The sequence below is a fragment of the Amycolatopsis sp. genome (assembly GCF_036008905.1).
Classification (GTDB): Bacteria; Actinomycetota; Actinomycetes; order Mycobacteriales; family Pseudonocardiaceae; genus Amycolatopsis.
The window spans coordinates 1-24699 of the sequence record NZ_DASYMU010000198.1; the positions used below are offsets into that span (position 1 = coordinate 1).

Consider the following 24699-nt stretch of genomic DNA (forward strand, 5'->3'; position numbering starts at 1 on the left):
TGACGTCGGACGACGTCGTCCGACGCTCGCACAACCGCAACGCCCAGCGCACGTTCGACAGGCTGCTGGCGCTCGGTGCGGTCCCGGTGGTCAACGAGAACGACACGGTGGCCACTGAGGAGATCCGGTTCGGCGACAACGATCGGCTGGCCGCTCTCGTAGCGCATTTGATCGGTGCGGACGCGCTGGTCCTGCTGTCCGATGTGGACGCTCTGTACGACGGAGATCCGCGTGACGGTGCCACTCGCAAGATCATCGAGGTCACCGGCGAGTCCGATGTGGACGGAATCACGGTCGGCATGTCGAGCTCGGGGCTGGGCACCGGTGGCATGGTCTCCAAGCTCGCCGCGGCCCGCACGGCGGCGGGCGCCGGTATCCCGGTGCTGCTCGCCGCGGCCGCCGACGCCGACCACGCCTTGACCGCCGCCGATGTCGGCACGGCTTTCACCGCCGCGGATTCCCGGTTGTCGGCTCGTCGCTTCTGGCTGGCTTACGCGGCCGGTGCGTCCGGAAAGCTCCTGCTCGACGATGGTGCTGTCGCCGCGGTGATGCGTCGGCGCCGGTCGCTGCTGGCGGCCGGGATCACCGGGGTGGAGGGCGATTTCCAGGCCGGTGACGTCGTGGATCTCGTCGATTCGGCGCAGCGTGTGGTCGCGCGCGGAGTGGTCGCCTTCGACGCGGGTGAGCTGCCCGAACTGGTCGGCCGGTCGAGCCACGAACTTCCGGCGGAGCAGCGCCGTGAGGTCGTCCACGCGGACGACCTCGTCCCGCTGCGTCGCTGAACCCCTATTTGCGCAGGTGCTTGAGCAGCGATGAGAGCTGCTCCGCGTAGGCGTCGGCGAACTGTTCCGACGCCGGATCCTGACCCGAGATCCCTCTCGCGACCTGAGGGAAGGCCATCGGTGCGCTCGCCGCGCTGATCAGGATCAGCAGCAGGTGTCCCGGATCGAGGTCGGCGGGGAAGTCGCCGGCGGCCTGCCGGGCGCGCATGTACTCGACCTGCCCACGCAGGAACTCGCGCCCCGCCGCGTCTTCGGTGGCGTCGTCGGTGAAGTTCTCCCAGAGGAACATCCGCGCCAGGTCGGGATCGGCGGTGTTCCCCTTGATGAACCCCTTGGCGACCTCGTCCAGCGGCTGGCCGTGATCGGTGATCGAGACGTTGTGCCGCAGGTTCGCCGTGGTGAGTTCTTCGTACAACCCTTCCTTGCCCCCGAAGTAGTACGAGATCAGCTGCTTGTTGATGCCCGCGCGGTCGGCGATGTCCCCGACCCTGGCCGCGGCGAACCCCTTCGCGCCGAACTCGGCCTTCGCGGCTTCGAGGATCCGCGCCTTCGTGCGCTCGGGATCGCGCTGGCGCTCGCCGGGAGCGGGGGAGCGGCGGGGCTTGCGGGGTTCGGGCACAGGGGAACCGTAGCCGATGCATCAGTCATCTTCAGGGTTGACTTAATCATCCATAGAGATGATTATTGACTGGGTCAGCGAGACGAAGGAGGGGACATGGTTCACGTCGTGGTGATCGGTGGAGGCACCGGCGGGCTGTGCCTGGCGCAGGGGCTACGTCAGGCGGGGATGAATGTGGCCGTGTACGAACGCAGCCGGACTCGCGCTGAGCGGTTGCAGGGCTATCGGGTGCACATCAATCCGCAAGGCGCGCGGGCGCTGCGGGCGTCGCTGCCCGCGGAGCTCTGGGAGCGGTTCGTCGCGACCTGCGGGCAACCGGGTGGTGCCTTCGGTTTCGTGACCGAGCAGCTTCGCGAACTCATGCTCATCGAGGGCGAGCTCACCTCGGGAGCCGATCCGGCCGACGCCCATCATTCGGTCAGCCGGATCACGCTGCACCAGGTGCTGTCCTCCGGGCTGAACGGCGTGCTGCACCTGGACAAGGAGTTCGAACGCTACGAGCGGGCCGAAGACGGCGAGATCACCTGCTTCTTCGCCGACGGCACCACCGCGCGGGCGGACGTGCTGATCGCGGCGGACGGCGCGAACTCCCGGGTGCGCCAACAGTTCTTGCCGCACGCGGAGCGGCGGGACACCGGCATCGTCACCATCGCCGGCAAGTTCCCGCTCACCCGGGAGACCAAGGCACTCCTGCCGAAACGGCTCTACGAAGGGCCGAACTCGGTGCTGCCGCCCGCCGGGTGCGGTATGTTCTCCGCGCCGCACGAACTGGGCGGCGGCGTCAACGACGCCTCCGCCGAGCAGGACGCCGTGCTGTTCGACAACACCGCGAGCTACCTCATGTGGGCGTACGCGGCCAGGGACTTCGACGATCTGTCCGAAAAAGACGGAGACGAACTGAAGGACATCGTGAGCGGGCGGATCGAGGGCTGGCATCCCGGCCTGCGCCGGCTCGTCTCGGATTCTCCGCCCGGAACGGTTTCACTGCTGCCGGTCCTGACTTCGGTGCCGGTCGAGCCCTGGCCGAGCACGAACATCACGCTGCTGGGAGACGCGATCCACAGCATGACCCCGTTTCGCGGCGTCGGCGCGAACATCGCGCTGCGCGACGCGGATCTGTTGCGCCGCAACCTGATCGCCGCCTCGCGCGGTGAATGCTCGTATGCCGAGGCGATCGCGGACTACGAACGGGAGATGCGCGGCTACGGGTTCGCGGCGGTCAAGGCGGCCGAGCGCGCCGCCGACCAGTTCGTGTCCGGAAACCGGGCGGGCCGGATCATGTTCAAGGGCCTGCTCCGGTTCTTCAGCGCGGTGCCGCCGCTCAAGCGCAAGGTGTTCAGCGACCACGGAGCCGAGTGAGGGCGGTCCTGGCGTCCTCGGCGACCTGGCGTCGTGCGCCTTCTTCGCCGAGACCGAGCACATGCTCCAGCGATAGCCGGTAGCCGACGTCGAAGGCTTGTTCGGGCGGTACGGCGATGTCCGGGAGCACACCCACGCCCTCCCATCGCCCGCCGGAGACCGGGTCCACCGGATATCCGGACGGGATCGCGGACAGGAGACGCGCGGTGAGGCGAAGCGGGTAGTGGAAGTTTCCGGCTCCGGCGGTGGTTTCGCCGATCAGAGTGGCGCGTTTCGACTGCTGGAGCTGGAACGCCATCCCTTCGCCGCCGGAGATCGTCCGGCCGCCGATGAGCACGTAGATCGGTTTCGTGCCCCCGAAAATCGGGCCGGGAACGAAGGAATCCGTCCAGTACTGGAGGGTCCGGTCCGCGGCCGGGAAGTACAGGTCGACGAGATGGGTCCGCTCGTCGAAGAGGAAGCCCGAAACCAGCGCGTTCATCTCGGGCTCGCCGCCGCGGTTGTTCCGCAGGTCGAGCACCAGCGCGTCGGCGCCCGCGACCAGGTGCATCGCGGCGATCGCCGCCGCGCCCGCGCCGGCCACGGTGGGGTCGTAGAACTTCCGGATGTCGAGCAGGGCGATGTTTCCGGGCAGGCGTTCGACTTTCGCGAACCCATGGCCGGTGAGCACCGCCTGGTCAGCCCGCAGCGGCGATTCGTCCACTGTGGACTCTTCAGTGAGTTCTTCTTCGCTGTACCGGACGAACAGGTGCAGGTCACCGTTCACCGACTGCATGTCCTCGGTGACGGCGTCGGCGAACTCTCGTTCGTCGACGAGGTCCCGGTAGTCGGCCGAGCGGATCCGCGCGCAGATCCGTTCGGCCACGTCCGGGTGCAGGTAGTGCTCGGTCAGCTGGCTCATCAGGACGTCGGCCACCGCCGACCAGTCTCGGGTCACCGGTCGACGGTAGCAGATACAACAGTGCTGTTACATTGGTGAAGGTGCTTCGATCCCGAGGAGCGACAACCCGAGTGTCAACGTGTTCGAGGTGAGACGCGCCAGGACGAGCCGTGAGCGCCGGACGTCGTCGGGGACGTCGGCCTTGAGGATCGGGCACTGCTCGTAAAAGCGGGAGAACGCGGCGGCGGTCTCGTAGAGGAACGTGCAGAGCTTGTGCGGTGAGTACGTCGCGGCCGCTGACTCCACCGCGGCGGCGAACCGGACGAGCGTCAGCAGCAGTTCCCGTTCCGCGGGCGCGGTCAGGTGGACCTCCGCGGCCTCGGCGTCGCCCGCCTTGCGCAGAATCGACTGGATACGGGCGTTCGCGTACTGCAGGTAGACGGCGGTGTTGCCCTCCATCGAGAGCATGCGATCCCAGTCGAAGGTGTAATCGCGCTCGCGGTCGCCGGAAAGGTCGGCGTACTTCACCGCGCCGATCCCGACCGCGTGGGCGACCCCGGCCTGCTCGTCCGCGCTCAGCTCACTGCGCTCGGCGACGATCGACGTCGCCCGGTCGACGGCCTCGGCGAGCAGCTCGGCCAGCTTGACCGTGCCCCCGGCGCGGGTGCGCATGGTCTTGCCGTCTTCGCCCAGGATCGTGCCGAACCCGATGTGTTCGGCGTGATGCTTGTCGGTGAGCCATCCCGCCTGGCGGGACACGGCGAAGACCATCGCGAAATGCTGGGCCTGCGGCGAACCCACGACGTAAAGCAGATCCGTGACGCCGCGTTCCTTCGTCCAGTAGCGCACGGTGGCGAGGTCCGTCGTCGCGTAGCCGTAACCGCCATCGCGTTTGCGGATGATCAGCGGCAGGCGGTCACCGTCGCGGTTCGCGAACCCGGGCGGGAAAACGCACAGTGCGCCGTCGCTGATTTCGGTGAGCCCGTCGGCTTCGAGTTCGTCGATGACCTCGGCGAGGAACGGGTTGTAGAAGCTCTCGCCGTAGATGTCCTCGGGAGTGAGCTGGACGCCCAGCAGTTCGTAGACCTTTTCGAAATGGCGAGCCGATTCCTCGACGAGTTTCCGCCACAGCTCCAGCGTCTGCTCGTCACCGCCTTGCAGCAGGACGACCCGCTTCCGCGCCCGGTCCGCGAAAGCGGGATCGGTGTCGAACTTGACGCGAGCTGCTTGGTAGAAGCCGTTGAGGTCGCCGATTGTGTGGTCCGCGGCCGAATCCTCGCCGAGCATGTGCTCGATGAGCATGCCGAACGGCGTGCCCCAGTCGCCGAGGTGATTGTGCGGGATGACTTCGTGGCCCTGGAATTCCAGCAGCCGGGAGATCGAATCACCGATGATCGACGACCGCAGATGGCCGACATGCATTTCCTTGGCGACGTTCGGGCTGCCGTAGTCGATGGCGATCCGGCGCGGTGTGTCGGTGGGCATGATCCCGAGCCGGTCGTGGACGAGCAACGCGGCGGCGTGCTGCTCCAGCCACTCGTCGCGCAGCACCAGGTTCAGGAAGCCGGGGCCGGCGATCTGGGCGCTTTCCAGCAGGCCGCCCGTTTCGAGGTGTTCGGCCACGATCGCCGCGACCTCGCGCGGCGGGCGGCCGACCTTGCGGCCGAGGCCCATCGCGACGTCGCATTGGTAGTCGACGCCGGCGCGGGTCGACGGTCGGACCAAGGCCTCCGCGGGCGTGATGTCCACGTCCAGTCCTGCCTTGAGCGCGGACGCCACGCGGCGCCCCAGCTCGTGTCCCACGTCGCTGTCCCGCACTTCGAACTCCTTCGCTGTTGGTGCGGGAAGACTAATCTCACGAGGTCCGGACGGTCGAACCGGTTTACCGGAGTTCGGCGCCGCGGGTCTCGGGCATTCGGTAGATCACCACGAACGAGATCGCCGCGCAGATGGCGACGTAAACGAAGAAGATGATCGGGACTCCCGCCGCGGACAACAGGTTGATGATGAGCGGTGCCGTGCCGCCGAAGACCGCGACCGTGAGGTTGTACCAGGCGCCGATGCCGATACCGCGCAGTTCGGTGGGGAACATTTCGCTCATCACGGCCGGCGCGATCGAGGTCATCGCGGTGTACAACCCGAGCCCGACGCAGAACACCACGATGAGGTTGCCGAGCCCTGGTTTGACCAAAGTGGACAGTGGCACGATCACGATGGCGATCGCGCCCGCCCACACCAGCAACTGCGGGCGTCGCCCGAACCGGTCGGCGAGCGCACCCATCGGATATTGCAACACGACGAACAACGCCGTCGCGATCGACAGCGCGAGGAAGACGTCGACGTCGTCGGCCTTGCGTGTCTTGACCGCGAACGGCGTCAGTGCGCTGAAGAACGTGTAGTAGCAAAGCGTCGAGAGCATCGTGAAGCCGACGATCTGCCCGACCGCCTTGGGATGCTGCTGCAACGTGGTCAGCAGTGGCCGTTCGACGCGGCGCGCTTTGGCCTTGTTCTGCTCGAACTGCTCGGTCTCCGCGAGGCTCCGGCGCAGCCACAGCCCGATGATGCCGAGCACGCCGCCGATCAGGAACGGGATCCGCCAGCCGTACGAGTTCAGGTCGGCCTTGTCCATCGTCCTGGCGAGGACGAAACCCAGCACCGACGCGAGCAGGACGGCGGAACCGGTGGAGATGTAGAAGAACGACGAATAGCGCCCGCGCCGGGCCGGTGGCGCGATCTCACCGAGATAGGCCGACGCGTTGGACACCTCGCCACCCAGCGACAGGCCCTGCGCAACCCGCGCGAGCAGCAGCAGGATCGGCGCCAGCCAGCCGACCTGCTCGAACGTCGGCAGCACGGCGATCGCGATCGAGCCGCCCGCCATCAGCACGATGGTGAGGATCATCGCCGGTTTGCGGCCCTTGAGATCGGCGAACCGGCCGAGCAGCACCCCGCCCAGCGGCCGGAAGAAGAAGGCCAGCGCGTAGGTCGCGAAGGTGTTGATCTGCGCCAAAGTGTCGTTGCCCGAAGGGAAGAACGCGCTGGCGAAGTAGATGCTGAAGGTCGCGTAGATCGTCCAGTCGAACCATTCCAGCGCGTTGCCGACGCTGGCCGCGAACAGCTTGCGGACCGGTAACCGATGTTTGACCTGCGGATCCACTGGTGACTCGACCATCGCTACCTCCGGGCTCGCCGTGCAGTGGCTCGGAACTTTGCCAGAAATATGGCGTTCTTGGAAGAACTTGTCTCAATATGGCCGATGTCGGGACGAAAGAAACAGCGGGCCTGGATTTGAACCCTTTGCGGCCTACGTCCGTGTAGGGGAGCACGGCGGTCCGTTCCGCTGTCGAACGCCAGAGGAATACGGGGTAGACCATGAGACATCCTGGACCGCTGTTCACGCTCCTGGCAGGCGCCGCACTCGCCGGTGGACTCGGAATCACCAACTTCGTGAACGAGTCCACGGCCGCTCCGGCCGTCGTCAGCACCGCGGGCGCCGCAGGTCCCGTCACGACAGCACCGCCCCTGCCGCCACTGCCACCCCCGCCCACGTCCGAGCCGACCACCGAAGTCTCCGTGCCGGAGCCCAGTTCACCGGCGCCCGAAGACTCGCCGCGCGGTGACTACGCGGGCAAGGTCGACGGCGGCACCGCCTCGGTGGCGGTCTCCGTTCGCGACGGCCGCGCCATCGCCTACGTGTGCGACGGCAAGAAGACCGAGGTCTGGCTGGAGGGCACCGAGACCGGCGGTCAGCTGAACCTGACGGGCGCCAAGGGATCCGTGCTCAGCGGAAACCTCGACGCCACGACGGTCAGCGGCACCGTCACCGCGGGCTCTAAGACGTGGAAGTTCACCGCCCCGCTCTCGGTCAAGCCCGCCGGGCTCTACCGCGCGGCCACGACCGTCGGCGGCCAGGCCTCGAAGGTCGGCTGGATCGTCCAGCCCGACGGCAGCCAGGTTGGTCTCGTCACCACCGGTGAGACGTCCACCCCCGCGCCACCGCTCAACCCAGGCACCGGCACGGCGACCGTCGGCGGCACCCCGATCACCGCCCAGGCGATCAGCGGACTGACCGGAGAGGGCGCCTTCCGATGACCGCGCCGAACGAGACCGCGCCGAACGAGACCGCACCGAACGAGAGCGCGCTGAATGAGAGAAGTCGGGCGACAGCTCTCACCCTGCTCGTCCCGCTGCTCGTCGGTTCTGTGGTCGCGGTGGGGCTCGGCGTCTACGGCAATCTGCACGACCCCAGCGGCAAGGCGGTGAACCTCGCCGGTTTCACCAGCCCGCAGGCGGTGAAGGCCTGGCTGGGCAGCGTGGCCTTCGTCCTCGCCGTCGTCCAGCTCGTCTCCGCTTTCGCCATGTACGGCAAGTTCGGCAAGGCCCCCGCCTGGATGCCCCCGCTGCACCGCTGGTCCGGCCGGCTCGCGTTCCTGGTGTCCGTCCCCGTGGCGGTGCATTGCCTGTACGCCCTCGGCTTCCAGTCCTTCGACACCCGTGTCCTGCTGCACTCCCTTCTCGGTTGCTTCTTCTACGGCATGTTCGTCTGCAAGATGCTGCTGCTGCGCCGCGACGGCGCGCCCGGCTGGGTGCTGCCCGTCGCCGGAGGCGTGCTCTTCACCGCGCTGGTCGGGCTCTGGCTGAGCTCGTCCCTGTGGTTCTTCACCACCTTCGGCGTGACCCTGTGACCCCCTCGAACGGAGTTTCTGCCGTGTCCCAAGAACTCAAGCCCGCTACGGAAACGGCGGTGGGCCGCCGAGTCGCCCTGGTGGCCATCGGAGCCGCCGGAGCCGCCGTGGTGGCCGGGTGCGCCACCTACGGCGGTTCGAGTGACACGCCAGCCGCACCCGCCGAGCCACCGGCGGCCGGTGGTGCCGGGACGGTTCTCGGCGCGGCGGCCGATGTCCCTGTCGGCGGTGGCAAGGTCTTCCCCGACCAGCAGGTCGTCGTGACCCAGCCGAGCAAGGGCACGTTCGCCTGCTTCACCGCGGTGTGCACCCACGCGGGCTGTGCCGTCGACGAGGTCAAGGGTGGCACCATCAACTGTCCTTGCCACGGCAGCAAGTTCAAGATCGCCGACGGCTCTGTCTCCGCGGGCCCCGCGACCTCCGCGCTCGCGAAGAAGACGATCACCGTGACCGGCGACAAGATCAGCTTGGCCTGAGCCACTCCTTTCTCATGACGTGCTCGCCAGTGCGAAGGGGAGGACGGCCGGTGCGCCTGCCCGGCGGAGCAGGCGCACCGCCACCGTCGCCGTCCAGCCGGTGTCGATCACGTCGTCCACGAGCAGGATCGGCCCGCTGACCGACGACACGGCGTCAGCGAGCTCCGCCGAGACACTGAGCCTGTTCGTCAGGTCGGCGAGCCGCTGGGCGCTGTTGGCCCGCCGCGGCGGGCTTCCGGCGGAGTCCACCATGCCGAGGAAGTCCAGCCGCCCGATCTCGGCGAGCCGCCGGGCCAGATCGTGGGTGAGCTCCGGCCGGGTCGCCGACGGGACGCCGACCACCGCGACCGGCCGTTCGGCCCATTTCCACGAGGCCAGTACGGCGATACAGGCCTTGAACACCGAGTCCGGCACCGGCCCGTCCTTCGCGCCCGGCCCGACGAGCTCGCGCAGCCGCCCGCCCCAGCCGACGTCGGTCAGCCTGCCGAGCGCACGCCCCGGCTCGGCCTGGTCACCCGCCGCGATCTTCCCGGACAGCTGGACCTCGAGTTTCGCCATGCCCGTCGGCCATTGCTTACGCGGCGGGATTTCGAGCCCCGGCCGCTGGAGACGTTGTTCCGTCGCGTCCACGACCTCCGCCGAAACCGTGGTGCCCCAATACTTTCCGGTGCAGTTGTCACAGCGCCCACAGGGGGCGGCCTCCGGGTCGTCCAGCTGGCGCCGCAGGAACTCCATCCGGCAACCCGGGGTTTCGAGGTAGTCGAGCATGGCCTGCTGTTCGGTTTCACGGGCCCGGCTCACCCTGGCGTACCGCTCGGCGTCGTAGTGCCAGTCCTGGCCGGTGCCTTCCCAGCCGCCCTTGACGCGCCGGACCGCGCCATCGACGTCGAGCACCTTCAGCACCATTTCGAGCCGCGACCGGGAAAGTTCGACCACCGGCTCGAGCGCGGCTGTCGACAGTGGACGGTCCGCGTAGGCCAGCGCGTTGAGGACCTGGGTGACCCGCGATTCCGACGGGAAGGCGAGGGAACCGAAGTACGCCCAGATATCCGCGTCCTCCCGGCCCGGCAACAGGATCACCTCGGCGCGCTGCACGCCACGTCCCGCACGGCCGACCTGCTGGTAGTAGGCGATGGGGGAGGAGGGTGCGCCGAGGTGCACGACGAACCCGAGGTCCGGTTTGTCGAACCCCATGCCGAGCGCTGACGTCGCGACCAGCGCCTTGACCCGGTTGGCCAGCAGATCGTCCTCCGCGGCGTGACGCTCCGCGGGGTCGGTCTTCCCGGTGTACGCCGCCACCGGATAGCCCCGGTCCCGCAACAGGCCGGCGACGTCGTGCGCCGCCGCGACGGTGAGCGTGTAGATGATGCCGGAGCCCGGCAGCTCGCCGAGGTTCTCCGCGAGCCACGCGAGCCTCGCCTGCGCTGTCGGCAGCCGGCAGACCGCGAGATGCAGGCTTTCCCTGTCCAGCGGTCCCCTCAGGACGAGCGTGCCCGCGCCGTCGCCGATGCCGAGCTGCTCGGCGACGTCGGTGGCCACCCGGTCGTTCGCCGTCGCCGTGGTGGCCAGCACGGGAACGCCCTCCGGAAGGTCGGAAAGCAGGGTGCGCAGGCGGCGGTAGTCCGGACGGAAGTCGTGGCCCCAGTCGGAAATACAGTGCGCCTCGTCGACCACGAGCAACCCGGCCGTCGCGGTGAGCTTGGGGAGCACGGTGTCCCGGAAGTCGGGGTTGTTCAGCCGTTCGGGACTGACGAGCAGGACGTCGATCTCGCCGGCCGCGATCGATGCCTGCACGTCGTCCCAGTCCTGTGCGTTCGCGGAGTTCATGGTCGCGGCCTTGATCCCGGCCCGCCCGGCCGCCGAGATCTGGTTGCGCATCAACGCCAGCAGCGGCGAGATGATCACCGTCGGACCGGCTCCGAGCTCGCGGAGCAGGGCCGTGGCGAGGAAGTACACGGCCGACTTGCCCCACCCGGTGCGCTGCACGACCAGCGCCCGCCGCCGATGCGCCACCAGCGCCTCGATCGCCGTCCACTGGTCTTCGCGAAGGACGGCCGATTCGCCGGCCAGTGATCGCAGCACGGTTTCGGCTCGTTGCCGGAGAGAAGGAATGTCCACGGATCTACCTCTACCCTATGACTCCGACCATTCGACCCGCGCCGGGCCAAACTGCTCCGCGAACGGACCTGTCATGCGGCAAGACGGCGCTCAAGAGACCGTCTCGGACCATTTGACCCCGGTCAACTGTTCCGCGGCGACCCACAGCCTGCGCCCGGCCTCGGGATCCTTCGCCCGCCGAGGGAGCGTGGCCGGCTTCGGCGGGCCGACGGCTTCGAAATTGCGCGAAGGGCCGAAGTAGTCGCCGGAGTTCACGGCCGGATCGGTGGCCGCCTTCAAGATCGGCAGCGCGCCCTTGTCCGCACTCTGGGACATACCAGGGACCTTCATGATCAACGTCGTCGCGTTGACCGGGCGTTTCATGGTCGATTTGCCGAATTGGCTCCCGGTGACCTGCAGGTTCGTCGTGGCGGAACCCGGATGCGCGGCCGCGCTGACGATTCCCCACGAGCCGGCCTCGCTCCGGCGGCCGAGCTCCAGAGCGAAGAGGATCGTGGCCAGTTTCGACTGCCCGTACGCCTTCATCCCGGCGTAGCCCTTCTCCAGCTGAAGGTCGTCCCAATGCATCGCGGCACCTGGGAACCGCGCGGCGACACTGCCGAGGTTGACCACCCGTGGCGCGGGCGCGGCCCGTAGCAGGTCGAGAAGTTGACCACTGAGCGCGAAATGCCCGAGGAAGTTGGTGCCCAGCTGCATCTCGAAACCGTCCGCGGAGACCGCGCGGCGGGGGATGGCCATGATCCCGGCGTTGTTGACCAGGAGATCGATGGGCCGCCCCCGCTGCCGCATGCGCCCGATGAAGTCCAGCACCGAAGCCAGCGACGACAGGTCGAGGGCGCTTTGCCAGACCTGGGCCTTCGGCACTTCGGCGAGAATCCGCTTGATCGCGTTCTCGCCCTTTTCCGGGTTCCGGACCGCGAGCACGACTTCCGCGCCCGCCGCGGCGAGCTGCTTCGCGGTTTCGAAACCGATCCCGCTGGTGGCTCCGGTGACGATGGCGAGCTTGCCTGTCTGGTCGGGAACGGCGTGACTGTTCGAAGAAGCCATGATTTTCCTTTCGGGAACGGCAAAAGGGCAGCGTTACTCCACAATGGACGGACAAGGGCCGGGGAAATCAGTCCCGTTGTTCGGAACCGCGTTGGGGCTCCGCACGCGTCATGTCACCGGAAGACCACTGGACGAGGAACCTCAGCGCCTCTGCCGACTCGGAACCGGGTGTCGCGGTGAAGGTGACCAGCGACTGGTCGCCCTGCCCCTCGACGGTGAACTGCTGGGCGTCCAGGGTGAGCGGTCCCACCAGCGGATGCAGGTAGGTTTTGCGCCGCAGTCTCGCTCCGCGCACGTGATGGCTACCCCACCAGCCACGGAACGAAGACGACTTGACGCTGAGCTCGCCGACCAGCGCGGCCAGCGACGGATCATCGGGACGGCGGCCCGCCTCCATCCGCAGGACAGCCACACATTCCCGCGCCATCGGTTCCCACTGGTCACCGAACAGCGCCTGGTAGCCGGGGTCGAGGAAGGTCAGCAGTACGAGGTTGCGCCGGTCAGGGGGCAGCGCCGAGAAGTCCGCGAGCAGCGCCGCGGCCGGCGCGTTCCACGCCAGCACGTCCTGACGGCGCCCCAGCACCAGCGCGGGGACGTCGTGCAAAGCGCCCAGCAACTGCTTGACCTGCGAGGGCACTCGCTGTTCCCGCGCCTGCCGTCCGACGCCGGGCGGCGCCACCTCGGCGATCGCGAACAGGTAGGCCCGCTCGTCCGCCGTCAGCTCCAGTGCGTCGGCCAGGGAGGCCAGCACAGCACGCGACACCCGGCGCGTACGTCCCTGTTCCAGTCGCACCACGTAGTCGACGCTGACATGCGCCCGCTCGGCCAGCTCCTCCCGCCGCAGCCCGGGCACCCGGCGCATCCGCCCGTCGTCGACCAGCCCGAGCCGGGCGGGATCGACGGCGGCCCGCTGGGCGCGCAGGAAGTCACCCAGGACGTTGTCCCCGGCTGCCGGAACGCGGCGGGAAGGATCAGTGGGTGACATGGTGCTCAGTCTGGTCTCGGAATCGGTGATGTGCCTGGTAAGGCCAGTACCACTCAGCGGCCCACGCTGTGAACTGAGCCACTCGTTAAGGCTCTTCATATCCGCGTAAGGGCTCTGCCGCGATCCAGGTGTATAGGCTCCTTACTCATGTCACCACGGCGTATCGGGGTCATGGGCGGCACCTTCGACCCCGTGCATCACGGACACCTGGTCGCGGCCAGCGAGGTCCAGTCCCGTTTCGGGCTCGACGAAGTCATCTTCGTCCCGACAGGGCAGCCGTGGCAGAAGTCCGACCGGGTGGTGACCCGCGCCGAAGACCGCTATCTGATGACGGTGATCGCGACGGCGTCCAACCCGGTCTTCTCGGTCAGCCGCGTCGACATCGACCGCAGCGGCCAGACCTACACCGTCGACACCCTGCGCGATCTGCACGCCGAATATCCGGACGACGAGCTGTTCTTCATCACCGGCGCTGACGCCCTCGAACAGATCTTGACCTGGCGCAACGCCGAGGAACTGTTCACCTTCGCGCATTTCATCGGCGTCACCCGGCCGGGCTACCGGCTCAACAACAACCATCTGCCCAGCGGCAAGGTGAGTCTGGTGGAAGTGACGGCGATGGCGATATCGTCCACAGCCTGCCGGGAGCGCGTCGAGAGCGGCGAACCCGTTTGGTACCTCGTCCCGGACGGCGTCGTCCGGTACATCGACAAGCGCAAGCTGTACGCCGGGAAAGCCGCGGAAACGCCGGAGCCGACCCCGACCTGATCACCGCGGCCGCGCTCGGATGACGGGCTGAGCAGCTCGACAGCCCGTGCAGGTACCCTCAGGGGCGCAATTTTCATATATTCGAAGGAGCACTGTGGTAGCCACGTCCGAGGCACGAGAGCTGGCCAAAGCGGCCGCGCATGCGGCGGCGGACAAGAAGGCCAGTGACGTCATCGTGCTGGATGTGTCCGACCAGCTCGTGATCACCGACGCTTTCGTCATCGCCTCCGCGCCCAACGAGCGCCAGGTCGGCGCGATCGTGGACAACATCGAGGAGCAGCTCCGGCTCAGTGGGCACAAGCCCGTCCGCCGTGAAGGCGCTCGTGAGGGCCGCTGGGTCCTGCTCGACTACGTCGACGTCGTCGTGCACGTCCAGCACCAGGAGGAGCGTTCTTTCTACGGCCTGGAGAGGCTCTGGAAGGACTGCCCGGTCATCGAGGTCGAAGGCCTCGAGATCATCGCCCCCGCCGAGGAGGATGCGGTCGAGGGACAAGGCGCGTTGTGAGCCCGAAGCGGCTGGTGCTCTGGCGGCACGGTGAAACCGACTACAACGCCGCCGGCCGGATGCAGGGCCATCTCGACTCTGCGCTGACCCCGGTCGGCTGGAACCAGGCCCGGTTCGCCGTGCCGGCACTTGCCCGCTTTTCCCCCGATCTGGTGATCGCGTCCGATCTCCGGCGCGCCACCGACACCGCCACCGTGCTCACCGACGCCATCGGCGTGCCGCTGCGGATCGACAAGCGGCTGCGGGAGACCCACCTCGGTGAATGGCAAGGTCTCACCGGCGCGGAGGTCGACGAGCGTTACCCGGGCGACCGTGATCTTTGGCGCGTCGACTCCACGTGGGCCCCGCCCGGCGGCGAGTCCCGCATCGACGTCGCGGAGCGCGCTTCCGAGGTCGTTGCGGATCTGCTCCTTCCCGAGGTCGACCCGGGCGACACCGTCCTGCTCGCGGCGCACGGTGGGTTGATCATCGCGCTGACGGCCAGGTTGCTGAACCTGCCCATCGAGGTCTGGCCGACGCTCGGCGGTATCGCGAACTGTCATTGGGTCGAGCTCGGCAGGCGGAACGGCGCCTGGCGCCTGCACGCCTACAACGCCGGGATGACCGGATAGCGTGAATTCCCCGCGGCTGCTGGTGTTCGCCGACTCGCTGAGCTTCCACGGGCCCGACGGCCCGCACCCGGCCGACGACAAGCGGATCTGGCCGAACGTCACCGCCGAGGCAGTGGGCGGCAGCGTCGACATGTTCGCCGGGTTCGGCTGGACGGCCCGCGACGCGTGGTGGTCGCTGGTCGGTGACCCCCGGGTCTGGGCGGAACTGCACCACGCCGACGCCGTCATCCTCGCCATCGGCAGCATGGACACCCTTCCGTCGCCATTACCGACTTACCTGCGCACCGGGCTGCGTTACCTGCGCCCCGACTCGGTTCGCCGGGTCGTACGCGGCGCGTACCTCGCGGCCCAGCCCAAACTCGCCGTCGCCATGCGAGGCAAACCGGCCGTGCTGCCCGCGAAACTGACCGTCCGCTACCTCGACGACATCGTCGAGGCGCTCCGGGCCCTTCGCCCGTCCCTGCCGATCATCGGGATGCTGCCGGGCGTGCATCGCGCAGCCTCCTACGGATATGTCCACACAGCGCGTGAAGGCGCGACAGCCGCGATGAAGGCGTGGTCGCGGCGCGTCGACGTCCCGCTGCTCGACCTCGCCGCCGTGATCGAGCCGCATATCCTCAGCGGACGCGGTAATCCCGACGGGATGCACTGGGGCTGGGAAGGCCACGCCGACGTCGGCCGCGCGATGGCGGAACTGGTCGCACCCCTGCTGGCGAAGGCCGGTCCCGGGGCCGCAACGTAGGCTGGCCGCGTGCCGGTCGCCGTCATCACGGATTCCACTGCCCACCTGCCGGAGGGCTTCGCAGACCGGCATTCGATCCGTGTTGTGCCTTTACACGTGCTGATCGACGGCGTTTCCGCGCTCGACTGTCTCGACGTCGGGCCTGAGGCTCTGGCGGAAGCGCTGGGGCAGCGCAAGATCGTCACCACTTCCCGTCCCACTCCCGCCGAGTTCGCCGCGGTCTTCCGCGCGGCGCTGGCCGAGGGCGCCGACTCCGTGGTCTCGGTGCACCTGTCGCGCGAGCTGTCGGGCACCTGGGAAGCCGCGGTGCTCGCGGCGCAGGAGGTCGGGCCGGACGTCGTGCGGATCGTCGACTCCCGCACCACGGCCATGGGCCTGGGCTTCGCCGCGCTGCACGCCGCCGACGTCGCGGCCGGGGGTGCCTCACCCCAGGCCGTCGAGGACGCGGCGGTGTCGGCGGCGAAATGCTCGGAGACGTTGTTCGTCGTGGAAACCCTGGAACATCTGCGTCGCGGCGGCCGGATCGGACCGGCGGCGGCCTTGTTGGGGACGGCACTCGCGGTGAAGCCCGTGCTGCACATCTCCGAAGGGATGATCCGGCCGCTGGAGAAGGTCCGGACCATGAACCGCGCGGTGGCCCGCCTGGTGGAACTGGCGACGGCCGCGGCCGGGCAGGACACCGTCGAGCTCGCGGTGCACCACCTGGCGTCGCCCGATCGCGCGGCGGACTTGGCGAACCGGCTGGAGGACCGCGTGCCGAAGTCCGGTGGCTGCGTGGTGTCGGAGCTCGGCGCGGTCATCGGCGCGCACACCGGACCCGGCGTCCTCGGCGTTGTGGTGCAACGGCAAAACCGCTAACGCTCGACAACTACCGCCATCTGTCGACAGATGGCGAAGCGATTCCTGCCACCAAGCCCAGTTCCAGCAGGTCCTGGGGGCGGAGTTTGAGCTGGTCCGCGACCGCGGGGACGTCGTCCTCCGGTCGTTTGAGGATCGACGCCGCGGCCTGTGGGCCGATCACCGAGAAGTACCCGTCCGGGGTGATCCAGGTGCGTTCCGGACCGGCCAGCGCCAGCGCCCCACCGGAACCGCCCTCGCCGATCACGAGTGTCGTCACCGGGATCCGCGTGCTCACCGCGGCCGAGAACGCCCCGGCGATCGATGGCGCCAGACCGGCCGCCTCCGATGCCGCGCTGTTATCCGCGCCGGGGGTGTCGATCAGGGTGAGCACCGGGATGCCGAGCCGGTTCGCCAGCCCGATCAGCCGCGTCGCGGTGCGATACCCGGCGGGCCGTGTCGGCGTCCCCGTTTGCGCCGCGAACGCGATCGAACGTCCACCGCGGCGGCCGATTCCGCACAGCATCCCGGAATCGACCCCGCCCGCCCGATCTCCGCTGATCAGCGCGTAACTGTCCAAATAGGATTCCAGATACGCCTGCGCGCGAGGACGTCGTGGAGCACGCGCCCGCAGCACCGCGTCCCAGCCGCTCTCCGGCAGCTCAGCTTCGCCCAGTGCGTGCGGTACTTCGGCCGGTTCCGGTTGGCCACCGGTGAGCAGTTCCAGCCACGTCCCCACGGTTTTCGCCAGGTCGTCGGGGCGTACGACAGCGTCGACCTGCCCGGCCGCGAACTGGCCCTCCGCGGTGAAAGCCGGATGCTCGGCCTCTTCCGGTTTGCGGACCCGGCGCCCGGCGAACCCGACCTGCGCGCCTTCAACGCCGAGCACGACGTCGCCGCCGGAGCCGAGTGAGGCCCAGACGCCGCCGGTGGTCGGGTCACGCAGCACGGCGATATGCGGGATGCCGCTGACGCGGTTGAGCTGGCATTCCTTCACGACGCGCTGCAATTGGCGCAAGGAGAACATGCCCTCCTGCATCCGGCTGCCGCCCGTGGCGATCGACGAAACCACCGGGACACCGCGTTCGCGAGCGGTGCGGAACGCGTGGACGAGCCTGTCGCCGGTCGCCCGCCCGACCGAACCGCCGAGGAACCGGAACTCGAACTCGATCAGCACGACCTTGACCCCGCCGATGACCGCGTTGCCGTAGATCACCGATTCCGGCGCGGCCGCGCGTTCGCGAGCTTCGTCGTAACCTGGCCAGCCCAGTGGATTTCCGGTCGATTCGTGCTCGGGGGTCAGTTCCTGGAACTCCTCAGCGGCCGAGCGCACGTTTGGTCACCTTGCCCATTTCGTTGCGAGGCAAGGCATCGAGGAAGTGCACCACCCGTGGCCGCTTGTGCGGGGTGAGGAGCCGGGCGACGTGGTCGACCAGTTCCTTCTCGTCGGGCCGGGTCCCGGGCTCGGCGACGATCCATGCCACGATCCGCTCGCCGAGGTCCTCGTCCGGCTCACCGGTGATCGCGACTTCGGCGACCTGTGGATGTTCCAGCAGGATGTTCTCGATCTCGCCGGCGCCGATTTTGTAGCCGCCGCTCTTGATCAGATCAGTGGCCCGGCGACCGACGATCCGGATGTAGCCGTCCTGGTCGCGGGTAGCCACGTCGCCGGTGCGGAACCAGCCGTCCCGCAACGCTTCCGCTGTCGCGTCGGGCCGGTTGAGGTACTCCAGGAACAGGTTCGGCCCGCGCACCTCGATCTCGCCGACCTCGTCACCGCTGACCGGCGCGCCCTGCTCGTCGACGAGCCGCAGGTCGACGCCGTCCACCGGCGGGCCGACCGCGCCCGGCCTGCGCTCGCCCGAAGCGCGGACGCTGCAGTTCATCAGGGTCTCGCTCATCCCGTAGCGCTCGACGATCTGCTGCCCGGTCGCGGTGAAGATCCGTTCGTGCAGTGCGGCGGGCAACGCCGCCGAACCCGATACGAGCAGGCGTGCCTTGCTGACGGCTTCGGCGAGCTTCGGATCGGTCACGACGTCCTGCGCCAGCCGGTTGTACATCGTCGGGACGCCGAACATCATCGTCGCCTCACCACCGAGTTCGGCGGCGACGGCCTCCGTCGAGAACTTGCCGACATGGTGCAGTGCCCCACCGCGGCGCAGCGGCCCGACCACGCCGAGGATCAGGCCGTGCACGTGGAACAGCGGCAGGGCATGGACGAGGACGTCGTCCGCGGTCCACTCCCAGGCACCCGCGATCGAGTCCAGATTGCTCGTGACGGCCCGGCGGGGGAGCACCACGCCCTTAGGTGGGCCGGTCGTGCCGGAGGTGTAGACGATGAACGCTGGCGCTTCGCCGTCGATCTCGTGCGCCGGGACTTCGCGCGGCCGGGTGTCGGTGAGGTCGATGTCCGCTTCGCGCAGCACGACGTCCGGCTTGCTGTCCGACAGGATGTGCTCGAGTTCGCGCTCGCCGACCTTGGGGTTGATCGGGATCACCGGCACCCCGGCGAGCAACGCGCCGACAACCGCAACGCACGTCTCGATCGTCGATGTCGCCCAGACCGCGACCCGCTTCTTCCCGGCGATCCGCTCCGCGACGGCCGCGGCCGCGTACCCGAGTTCCTCGTACGTCAGGGTTTTCTCGCCGAACTTCAGGGCAGGCCGATCGCCGCCCTTGATCACTTCGCCGAGCATGTTTCTCTCCTCATCCGAAGTTCGGTACCACGAACACGAGCCAGATCACCAGCGGCGCGACCGCGACCACGATGCCGCCGTAGGCCAGCAGCTGTTTGAAGAACTTGTCCCTGTCGACATTCTTAGCGTTGGCGAGTACCAGCGCGCCATTCGTCGAGAACGGGCTCACATCCACGACCGTCGCGGAGACGGCGAGTGCGGCGATCATGCCGACCGGCCCGATCGTGCCCAGTGCGAGGAACGGCACGGCCAGCGGGATGAGCGCGCCCATCAGCCCGACCGAGGACGCGAACGCCGACACGATGGCGCCGATGTAGCAGAGCAGCAGGGCCGCGAGCAGGGGCACGCCGACGCCGCTGACCGCGTCACCCACGTAGTCGATGGTGCCCATCTCCTGCAGCACGGCCACGTACGTCAGCACACCGCAGATCAGCAGGACCGTCGGCCAGGTGATCTCGCTGACCGCCTTGCGGCTGCTCTCGGGCCAGATCACGCTCAGCAGCACGGCCAGCGAGATCGCCGTCAGGCCGACGTCGAGGTCGAACACCAGCGTGCCGACGATGAGCAGCACCAGCCCGGCCAGGGTGGCGATGATGAGCGGGTTCAGCTTGGTCTCGACGATTTCGTCGTCCACCGGCTGCTTGTTCCTGGCCAGTTTGGTGCCGCCGAAGACGATGAACAGGATGATCGCGATCACCGTGTTGACGCCGAGGCTCGCGAGGAACAGCACGAGTTCGTTGCCGGGGATGCCGTCGCGTTTCACGATGCCGTTGACGATCGAGCCGTAGACGCTGATCGGGGAGAACCCGCCTGCCTGCGCGCCGTGCACGACCATCGCGCCCATGAGCAGGGGACTGATGCCGTAGCGGGCCGCGAAACCGAGCGCGATCGGTGCCACGATGGCGACCGCGGCCGGGCTGACCGCGCCGATCGCGGTCAGCGCCGCGGTGATCACGAACATCACCCACGGGATCAGCGCGATTCGGCCGCCGACCAGCCGGACCGCGGCCGAGACCAGCCAGTCAGTGGTGCCGTTGGCCTTCGCCAGGGCGAACAGATAGGTGACACCGACGAGGACGACGAAGATGTCGCCGGGGAAACCTTCGAAGATCGCTTTGGCGTCCATATTGGCGGCGAGCGTGCCGACGCCGAACGCGCCGGCGAACGCGAGCGCGCCCATGTTCACCGACCGGGTGGTGGCCAAGACGAAGATCACTGCGAGAACCAGGATCGACACCAGCTGGGCGGACATCCGTACCTCCTCGACCAAGCCGTCATTGGCTCAGTGGTTCAGCCACTTTGCGAGTCTGTAGGTGGCCGTGTCAAGGGCTGTCGCCAAAATGGCTCAGCCACTGGGCCGCCGAAGGTAGAGTTGACGGGAGATTCCAGCAAAGGAGAAACCCGTGTCCGACGCACTCCGCCCGGTCGCCCGGCTGCGCCTTTACGAGCAGGTCGTCGCCCGGATCAGGGAGTACGCCACGGACGCCGGCCTCGGTGCGGGGGACAGGCTGCCCGCCGAACGTGAGCTGGCCGAGCGGCTCGGCGTCAGCCGGGCGTCGATCAAACAGGCCGTGGTCGTGCTGGAAGTGCAGGGGCTGCTCGACGTCCGCCACGGCGGCGGGATGTACCTGCGGACCGACAGTCTCGACGTCGAACCCGTGACAGAGCTGGTCGAACGCCGACGCAGGCTGCCGGAAGTGCTCGAAGCCCGCGAGGCACTGGAGACCAAACTGGCCGAGCTGGCCGCGGAACGACGTACGCCCGACGAACTGAACGAGATCGACGAAGCCTTGGCGCATATGGCGGCCGAGGTCGAAAACGGTGATTCCGGCGGAGACGGCGACCAGATGTTCCATGCGGCCGTGACGGCGGCTGCGCACAACCCGCTGATGGCGGAGTTCATGCGGTCCATCGCCGAGCAGATCGCCGAAAGCCGGCACGAATCGCTGCGCCAAAGCGGGCGACCGGCCCGTTCGCTCGCCCAGCACCGCCGGATCGCCGACGCCATCCGCGACGGTGACGGCCAGGCCGCGGCCGAGGCGATGCGCACCCATGTGCGCAGCGTCAGCGAGGTCAGGCTGCTGACCTGGAACCCCGACGACTAGTTTTCCCGGCGGCTTGAGAAAGGGCGCGGGATGTTTCCGACTTGCCTTTACCGCTCGGTTCGGGCCGACTTATCCACAGCGCCCCACTTGTCCACAGGCGGCGTGATCGCCGCTGTCCTCAGCCGCCCCGAAGCTTTAACGTCGATCGTGTGTTCGAGCGACCAGCCCGTGATCCGGGCCTCATTCCCCGAGACAAATCCTCCACTGCCCGGCTGAGAGAGCTGGCCACCGAAGCCGAGGCGAACGCGGATAGCCAGCACGACGCGCCCGCCCGGTCTCCCGCGGGCCGGTTCGTGGAGCGGTGGGTGCCCGCCGGCAGCCCGGGTTCACCACGCCGTCGCCGGCTGGCGGTGTCGGCCGCGTTGCTGGGCGTGGTCGCCGTCGTACTCACCACGGTGCTCGTGGCCGGGGGCAAACCCGGCCACGAGAGCCCGCCCCCGTTGCCTCCGGCGGGGAAAGTGGCCGCCTCGCCGGCACAAGCCGCGCAGCCACCTCCTCCGAATCTGGTGGTCAGCGTCGTCGGCAAGGTCTCGACTCCGGGCCTCGTGACGGTCCCCGCCGGTTCTCGGGTCGCTGACGCGCTGGCGGCGGCCGGGGGCGCGGTGCCCGGAGCCGAGCTTTTCGGCCTCAACCTGGCCCGCCGTCTCGCCGACGGTGAGCAACTGGCGGTGGGTGTACCCGCCCTGGCCGCGGAGCCCGTCCAGCCCGGCAGTGGCGCGCCCGAGGCGAAACTCGATCTGAACACGGCGGGCCTGGAGCAGCTCGACACCCTGCCGGGAGTGGGCGAGGTGACGGCCAAACGCATTGTCGAATGGCGCACCCGTCACGGGAGATTCAGTACCGTCGAACAACTCCGGGATATCGACGGCATCGGTACGAGCAAATACTCGAAACTGCGCGAACAGGTGACCGTGTTATGAAAACCGCCGTTTTCGACGCGGATCCCGAAACCCCGCTCCTGACCCGCCGCCAAGATCTCCGCCTGGTTCCCGCCGCGGTCACGCTGTGGTTCTCGGCTTTGTTCGGATTGCTGTGCGGCTGGTGGGCGGCCGTCGTGTGCGGGGCGGTGGCCGTGTTCGTCGCCACGGTGTTGCTTGTCCGGTCGAGAGGAACTCCACGCTGGTTCGCCGCGGCCGCGGCGCTGTTCGTGTGCGGCTTGCTGGCTGTCTGGCCCGGTGCTTCCCGCCTGGAGCAGGCGGAGCATGACCCGCTCCGCGCGCACGCAGCCAGAGGCGAGCAGGCGGCGCTGCGAGCGGTCGTCGTCGAGCGGCCGCGCGCGATACGCAGCGCGGGTTACGCGGATCAGGCGGCCGGAGCGCGAAACGTGGTGATCGCGGCGGATCTCGAACAGGTCGAGGTCTCCGGGCACGCGGTCGTGTCCACCGGCCGGATCGTGCTGATCGCCCCCTTCGAGCGGTGGTCGAAACTGCTGCCGGGCCAGTTGGTCACGACGTCGGGGAAGCTTGCGCCGCCCCGGGGCGCCGAGATGACGGTGGCCGTCGTCTACGTGCGAGGCCCGCCTGCCGAGGTTAGTGAGGCGCCGTGGTGGCAGCGGGCGTCCGCGTCGATGCGCGAAGGGTTGCGGCAGGCGTCGGCCGTGCTGTCGGACGAAGCCGCTGGGCTGCTGCCGGGCTTGGCCGTGGGGGACACGAGCACGCTCTCGCCGCGCGTGGAGCACGAGTTCACCGAAGCCGGGATGACTCATTTGACCGCCGTGAGCGGCACGAACCTCGCCGTGTTGGGTGGGGCGGTGTTGCTGCTGCTTCGTTTGCTGAGGCTGGGGCCGCACGTGTGCGCGACGGTCGCGGGGCTCACCTTGGTGGGGTTCGTAGTCCTTGTCGGGCCGGAGCCGAGCGTGCTGCGTGCCGGGGTCATGGGCGGGGTCGGGCTGCTGGCGTTGGCCTTGGGAAGGGCAGGTTCCGCGCTTCCCGCGCTGGCGGTCGCCGTATGCGTGCTGGTGCTCTACGACCCGGCCATGGCCGTCAGCTTCGGTTTCGCGCTGTCGGTGCTGGCCACCGCCGGGCTGGTGCTGCTGGCGCCGCGCTGGGCCGACGCGATGGTCAGGCGACGGGTGCCTTCCGGTTTCGCGGAAGGTCTGGCGATCCCGTTGGCCGCCTTCGTCGTCACCGCGCCGGTGATCGCCGGGATGGCCGGGCAGCTGAGCCTGATTTCGGTACTGGCGAACATCCTGGCCGCTCCGGTGGTCGCGCCGGCGACCGTGCTCAGCATTTTCGCCACGGTGGTCGCGACGTTCTGGCCGGGCGCCGCGGAGTTGCTGATCCGGCTGGCCGGACCGGAGGTGGAGTGGCTGATCGCCGTGGCACGGCACGCTTCCCGGGTGCCGGGAGCGGTGGTGCCGTGGCCGAGTGGCTGGTGGGGAGGGATTCTCGCCGCGTTGCTCGCTGTCGTGCTCGTGGTGGCGATGCGGTACCGGAAGCTGCGCGTCACGCTGGCCGCGCTGCTTGTCTTGGCGCTCTTGGTCTTCGTGCCCACGCAGCTCGTGTCGAAGGCCTGGCCGCCGTCGGACTGGGCCGCGGTCGTCTGCGACGTCGGCCAAGGTGACGCGATGGTGCTGGCCACCGACGAGCCCGGACGTGCTGTCGTAGTGGACACGGGCCCGGAGCCCGGGCCGGTGGACGAGTGCCTCGACAGGCTTGGGGTGGACCGGATTCCGTTGCTGGTGATCAGTCATCTGCACGCGGACCACATCGGCGGGCTGGCGTCGGTGTTCGAAGGACGAGCCGTGGGTGCCGTCGCCGTCGGGCCGGGGCGCGCGCCCGAATGGGCCTGGCGGCAGGTCGCCGAGGAAACCGGAAGGCAAGGAGTGCCGTTGCTCGAACTCACCGTGGGACAACGGCTTGACTGGCCGGGTCTCGGGTTGGACGTCGTGGGGCCGCGTTATGTCACGGCACGCGAGGCGACCGAACAGGACGGCACCACGATCAACAACGGGTCCATCGTGGTCCGGGCCGAGACCCGGGCGGGGAGGATGCTGTTGACCGGAGACGTGGAGTTGGCCGCTCAGGCCGATTTACTCGCCGAGGGAGCCGACCTCCGGGCCGAGATACTGAAAGTGCCGCATCACGGGTCGCGGTTTTCCTTGCCCGCCTTCGTGAACGCGGTCACGCCGAGGGTCGCGATGGTGAGTGTCGGCGCCGGAAACACCTACGGTCACCCGAACAAGACGACCCTCGACGTCCTCACCGGAGCCGGTGCCTTGGTCACACGCACCGACTCCGACGGGGACACCGCGGTACTTTCCGACGAGCACGGGCTTTCCGTGGCGCGCCGCGGACGGCCGCGAGGGCCGCCGCGACACGCTGGGGGCTAGGTCGTGCCTGGCAAATCAAGTTCGCGGTCTCCGCGCCCAGGCGGCCCCTGACGGCACGGGGGATTCACCCGAGTACGACCCGGTACGAGGGCAAATCCCCCGCACCGCCAGGAACCACCTGGATCACGAAGCCCATCGAACAGATTCACCAGA

Annotated in this window: 23 protein-coding genes; 13 read left to right on the plus strand and 10 right to left on the minus strand. The window is 68.6% G+C overall.

Annotated features, from left to right (window positions below; genetic code table 11):
* On the plus strand, positions 1-782 hold a 782-nt coding region (gene proB, locus VGP60_RS32515; protein WP_327551989.1), incomplete at its 5' end, for a glutamate 5-kinase.
* Between the two features lie 4 nt (positions 783-786).
* On the opposite strand, the gene VGP60_RS32520 is transcribed toward proB, so the two are convergent.
* Positions 787-1401 (minus strand): TetR/AcrR family transcriptional regulator, encoded by a 615-nt coding sequence (locus VGP60_RS32520; protein ID WP_327551990.1) that lies wholly within the window; start codon positions 1399-1401, stop codon positions 787-789.
* Between the two features lie 96 nt (positions 1402-1497).
* Here VGP60_RS32520 and VGP60_RS32525 point away from each other — a divergent pair, with 96 nt between their 5' ends.
* Complete coding sequence (locus VGP60_RS32525) at positions 1498-2760, plus strand: NAD(P)/FAD-dependent oxidoreductase (protein WP_327551991.1); 1263 nt, start codon at positions 1498-1500, stop codon at positions 2758-2760.
* Here VGP60_RS32525 and VGP60_RS32530 read toward each other — a convergent pair.
* The 3 genes from VGP60_RS32530 to VGP60_RS32540 all read right to left on the minus strand — a co-directional run bounded on the left by VGP60_RS32530 (position 2738) and on the right by VGP60_RS32540 (position 6812).
* Complete coding sequence (locus VGP60_RS32530) at positions 2738-3697, minus strand: S41 family peptidase (RefSeq protein WP_327551992.1); 960 nt, start codon at positions 3695-3697, stop codon at positions 2738-2740. The two genes, VGP60_RS32525 and VGP60_RS32530, sit on opposite strands and share 23 nt — an antisense overlap.
* Positions 3698-3727: 30 nt before the next feature.
* Positions 3728-5458, minus strand: a complete 1731-nt coding sequence (argS, locus tag VGP60_RS32535; protein WP_327551993.1) for an arginine--tRNA ligase — start codon at positions 5456-5458, stop codon at positions 3728-3730.
* 64 nt (positions 5459-5522) lie between these two features.
* Positions 5523-6812 carry an MFS transporter gene (locus VGP60_RS32540; protein ID WP_327551994.1) on the minus strand — a complete coding sequence of 430 codons (1290 nt, stop codon included), beginning with the start codon at positions 6810-6812 and terminating at the stop codon, positions 5523-5525.
* A 200-nt stretch (positions 6813-7012) separates the two neighbouring features.
* Here VGP60_RS32540 and VGP60_RS32545 point away from each other — a divergent pair, with 200 nt between their 5' ends.
* From VGP60_RS32545 to VGP60_RS32555, 3 genes are read left to right on the plus strand one after another with little or no spacing between them, the layout of a single operon-like run.
* A complete protein-coding gene (locus VGP60_RS32545) occupies positions 7013-7732 on the plus strand; it encodes a hypothetical protein (protein WP_327551995.1) in 720 nt (239 codons plus the stop codon).
* Positions 7729-8325 carry a DUF6529 family protein gene (locus tag VGP60_RS32550; RefSeq protein ID WP_327551996.1) on the plus strand — a complete coding sequence of 199 codons (597 nt, stop codon included), beginning with the start codon at positions 7729-7731 and terminating at the stop codon, positions 8323-8325. Before VGP60_RS32545 ends, VGP60_RS32550 begins: the two co-directional genes overlap by 4 nt.
* Positions 8326-8348: 23 nt before the next feature.
* Entirely contained in the window at positions 8349-8801 is a 453-nt protein-coding gene (locus VGP60_RS32555) for a Rieske (2Fe-2S) protein (RefSeq protein ID WP_327551997.1), read from the plus strand.
* A 12-nt stretch (positions 8802-8813) separates the two neighbouring features.
* Here VGP60_RS32555 and VGP60_RS32560 read toward each other — a convergent pair whose 3' ends face one another.
* The 3 genes from VGP60_RS32560 to VGP60_RS32570 all read right to left on the minus strand — a co-directional run bounded on the left by VGP60_RS32560 (position 8814) and on the right by VGP60_RS32570 (position 12951).
* Complete coding sequence (locus VGP60_RS32560) at positions 8814-10919, minus strand: RecQ family ATP-dependent DNA helicase (protein WP_327551998.1); 2106 nt, start codon at positions 10917-10919, stop codon at positions 8814-8816.
* A gap of 90 nt (positions 10920-11009) precedes the next feature.
* Positions 11010-11966 (minus strand): SDR family oxidoreductase, encoded by a 957-nt coding sequence (locus VGP60_RS32565; protein WP_327551999.1) that lies wholly within the window; start codon positions 11964-11966, stop codon positions 11010-11012.
* Positions 11967-12033: 67 nt separating this feature from the next.
* Positions 12034-12951 carry a helix-turn-helix transcriptional regulator gene (locus tag VGP60_RS32570; RefSeq protein WP_327552000.1) on the minus strand — a complete coding sequence of 306 codons (918 nt, stop codon included), beginning with the start codon at positions 12949-12951 and terminating at the stop codon, positions 12034-12036.
* 147 nt (positions 12952-13098) lie between these two features.
* Between VGP60_RS32570 and nadD the strand changes: the two genes are divergently transcribed.
* The 5 genes from nadD to VGP60_RS32595 all read left to right on the plus strand — a co-directional run bounded on the left by nadD (position 13099) and on the right by VGP60_RS32595 (position 16435).
* Positions 13099-13719: a nicotinate-nucleotide adenylyltransferase gene (nadD, locus tag VGP60_RS32575; RefSeq protein ID WP_327552001.1), complete on the plus strand. Its 621-nt coding sequence runs from the start codon at positions 13099-13101 to the stop codon at positions 13717-13719.
* Positions 13720-13813: 94 nt separating this feature from the next.
* Positions 13814-14224, plus strand: a complete 411-nt coding sequence (rsfS, locus tag VGP60_RS32580) for a ribosome silencing factor (RefSeq protein WP_327552002.1) — start codon at positions 13814-13816, stop codon at positions 14222-14224.
* Entirely contained in the window at positions 14221-14835 is a 615-nt protein-coding gene (locus VGP60_RS32585) for a histidine phosphatase family protein (protein ID WP_327552003.1), read from the plus strand. Before rsfS ends, VGP60_RS32585 begins: the two co-directional genes overlap by 4 nt.
* 1 nt (position 14836) lies before the next feature.
* Positions 14837-15577: a diglucosylglycerate octanoyltransferase gene (octT, locus tag VGP60_RS32590; protein ID WP_327552004.1), complete on the plus strand. Its 741-nt coding sequence runs from the start codon at positions 14837-14839 to the stop codon at positions 15575-15577.
* Positions 15578-15586: 9 nt separating this feature from the next.
* The gene (locus VGP60_RS32595) at positions 15587-16435 is read left to right on the plus strand and encodes a DegV family protein (protein WP_327552005.1); all 849 of its coding nucleotides are present in this window, start codon (positions 15587-15589) and stop codon (positions 16433-16435) included.
* Between the two features lie 10 nt (positions 16436-16445).
* Here the strand turns inward: VGP60_RS32595 and VGP60_RS32600 are convergent, their stop codons facing one another.
* The 3 genes from VGP60_RS32600 to VGP60_RS32610 are packed head-to-tail and all read right to left on the minus strand — an operon-like array spanning position 16446 to position 20362.
* The gene (locus tag VGP60_RS32600) at positions 16446-17747 is read right to left on the minus strand and encodes a carboxyl transferase domain-containing protein (RefSeq protein ID WP_327552006.1); all 1302 of its coding nucleotides are present in this window, start codon (positions 17745-17747) and stop codon (positions 16446-16448) included.
* On the minus strand, positions 17731-19110 hold the full coding sequence (locus tag VGP60_RS32605) for an acyl-CoA synthetase (protein ID WP_327552007.1): 1380 nt from the start codon (positions 19108-19110) through the stop codon (positions 17731-17733). Before VGP60_RS32605 ends, VGP60_RS32600 begins: the two co-directional genes overlap by 17 nt.
* A 10-nt stretch (positions 19111-19120) precedes the next feature.
* A complete protein-coding gene (locus tag VGP60_RS32610) occupies positions 19121-20362 on the minus strand; it encodes an SLC13 family permease (protein ID WP_327552008.1) in 1242 nt (413 codons plus the stop codon).
* A 151-nt stretch (positions 20363-20513) separates the two neighbouring features.
* Here VGP60_RS32610 and VGP60_RS32615 point away from each other — a divergent pair, with 151 nt between their 5' ends.
* The 3 genes from VGP60_RS32615 to VGP60_RS32625 all read left to right on the plus strand — a co-directional run bounded on the left by VGP60_RS32615 (position 20514) and on the right by VGP60_RS32625 (position 24546).
* Positions 20514-21215: a FadR/GntR family transcriptional regulator gene (locus VGP60_RS32615; RefSeq protein ID WP_327552009.1), complete on the plus strand. Its 702-nt coding sequence runs from the start codon at positions 20514-20516 to the stop codon at positions 21213-21215.
* Between the two features lie 149 nt (positions 21216-21364).
* On the plus strand, positions 21365-22135 hold the full coding sequence (locus VGP60_RS32620; RefSeq protein ID WP_327552010.1) for a ComEA family DNA-binding protein: 771 nt from the start codon (positions 21365-21367) through the stop codon (positions 22133-22135).
* Positions 22132-24546, plus strand: coding sequence for a ComEC/Rec2 family competence protein (locus tag VGP60_RS32625; RefSeq protein ID WP_327552011.1), 2415 nt, complete (start codon positions 22132-22134; stop codon positions 24544-24546). Before VGP60_RS32620 ends, VGP60_RS32625 begins: the two co-directional genes overlap by 4 nt.
* Positions 24547-24699: the final 153 nt, after the last annotated feature.

What these genes read in the sequence shown, in the direction of transcription:
- VGP60_RS32605 (WP_327552007.1), bottom strand. Translation starts at nt 19,110, where the DNA reads ATGCTCGGCGAAGTGATCAAGGGCGGCGATCGGCCTGCCCTGAAGTTC.
- VGP60_RS32545 (WP_327551995.1), top strand. Translation starts at nt 7,013, where the DNA reads ATGAGACATCCTGGACCGCTGTTCACGCTCCTGGCAGGCGCCGCACTC.
- VGP60_RS32610 (WP_327552008.1), bottom strand. Translation starts at nt 20,362, where the DNA reads ATGTCCGCCCAGCTGGTGTCGATCCTGGTTCTCGCAGTGATCTTCGTC.
- VGP60_RS32625 (WP_327552011.1), top strand. Translation starts at nt 22,132, where the DNA reads ATGAAAACCGCCGTTTTCGACGCGGATCCCGAAACCCCGCTCCTGACC.
- VGP60_RS32570 (WP_327552000.1), bottom strand. Translation starts at nt 12,951, where the DNA reads ATGTCACCCACTGATCCTTCCCGCCGCGTTCCGGCAGCCGGGGACAAC.
- VGP60_RS32565 (WP_327551999.1), bottom strand. Translation starts at nt 11,966, where the DNA reads ATGGCTTCTTCGAACAGTCACGCCGTTCCCGACCAGACAGGCAAGCTC.
- VGP60_RS32540 (WP_327551994.1), bottom strand. Translation starts at nt 6,812, where the DNA reads ATGGTCGAGTCACCAGTGGATCCGCAGGTCAAACATCGGTTACCGGTC.
- VGP60_RS32550 (WP_327551996.1), top strand. Translation starts at nt 7,729, where the DNA reads ATGACCGCGCCGAACGAGACCGCGCCGAACGAGACCGCACCGAACGAG.
- VGP60_RS32525 (WP_327551991.1), top strand. Translation starts at nt 1,498, where the DNA reads ATGGTTCACGTCGTGGTGATCGGTGGAGGCACCGGCGGGCTGTGCCTG.
- nadD (WP_327552001.1), top strand. Translation starts at nt 13,099, where the DNA reads ATGTCACCACGGCGTATCGGGGTCATGGGCGGCACCTTCGACCCCGTG.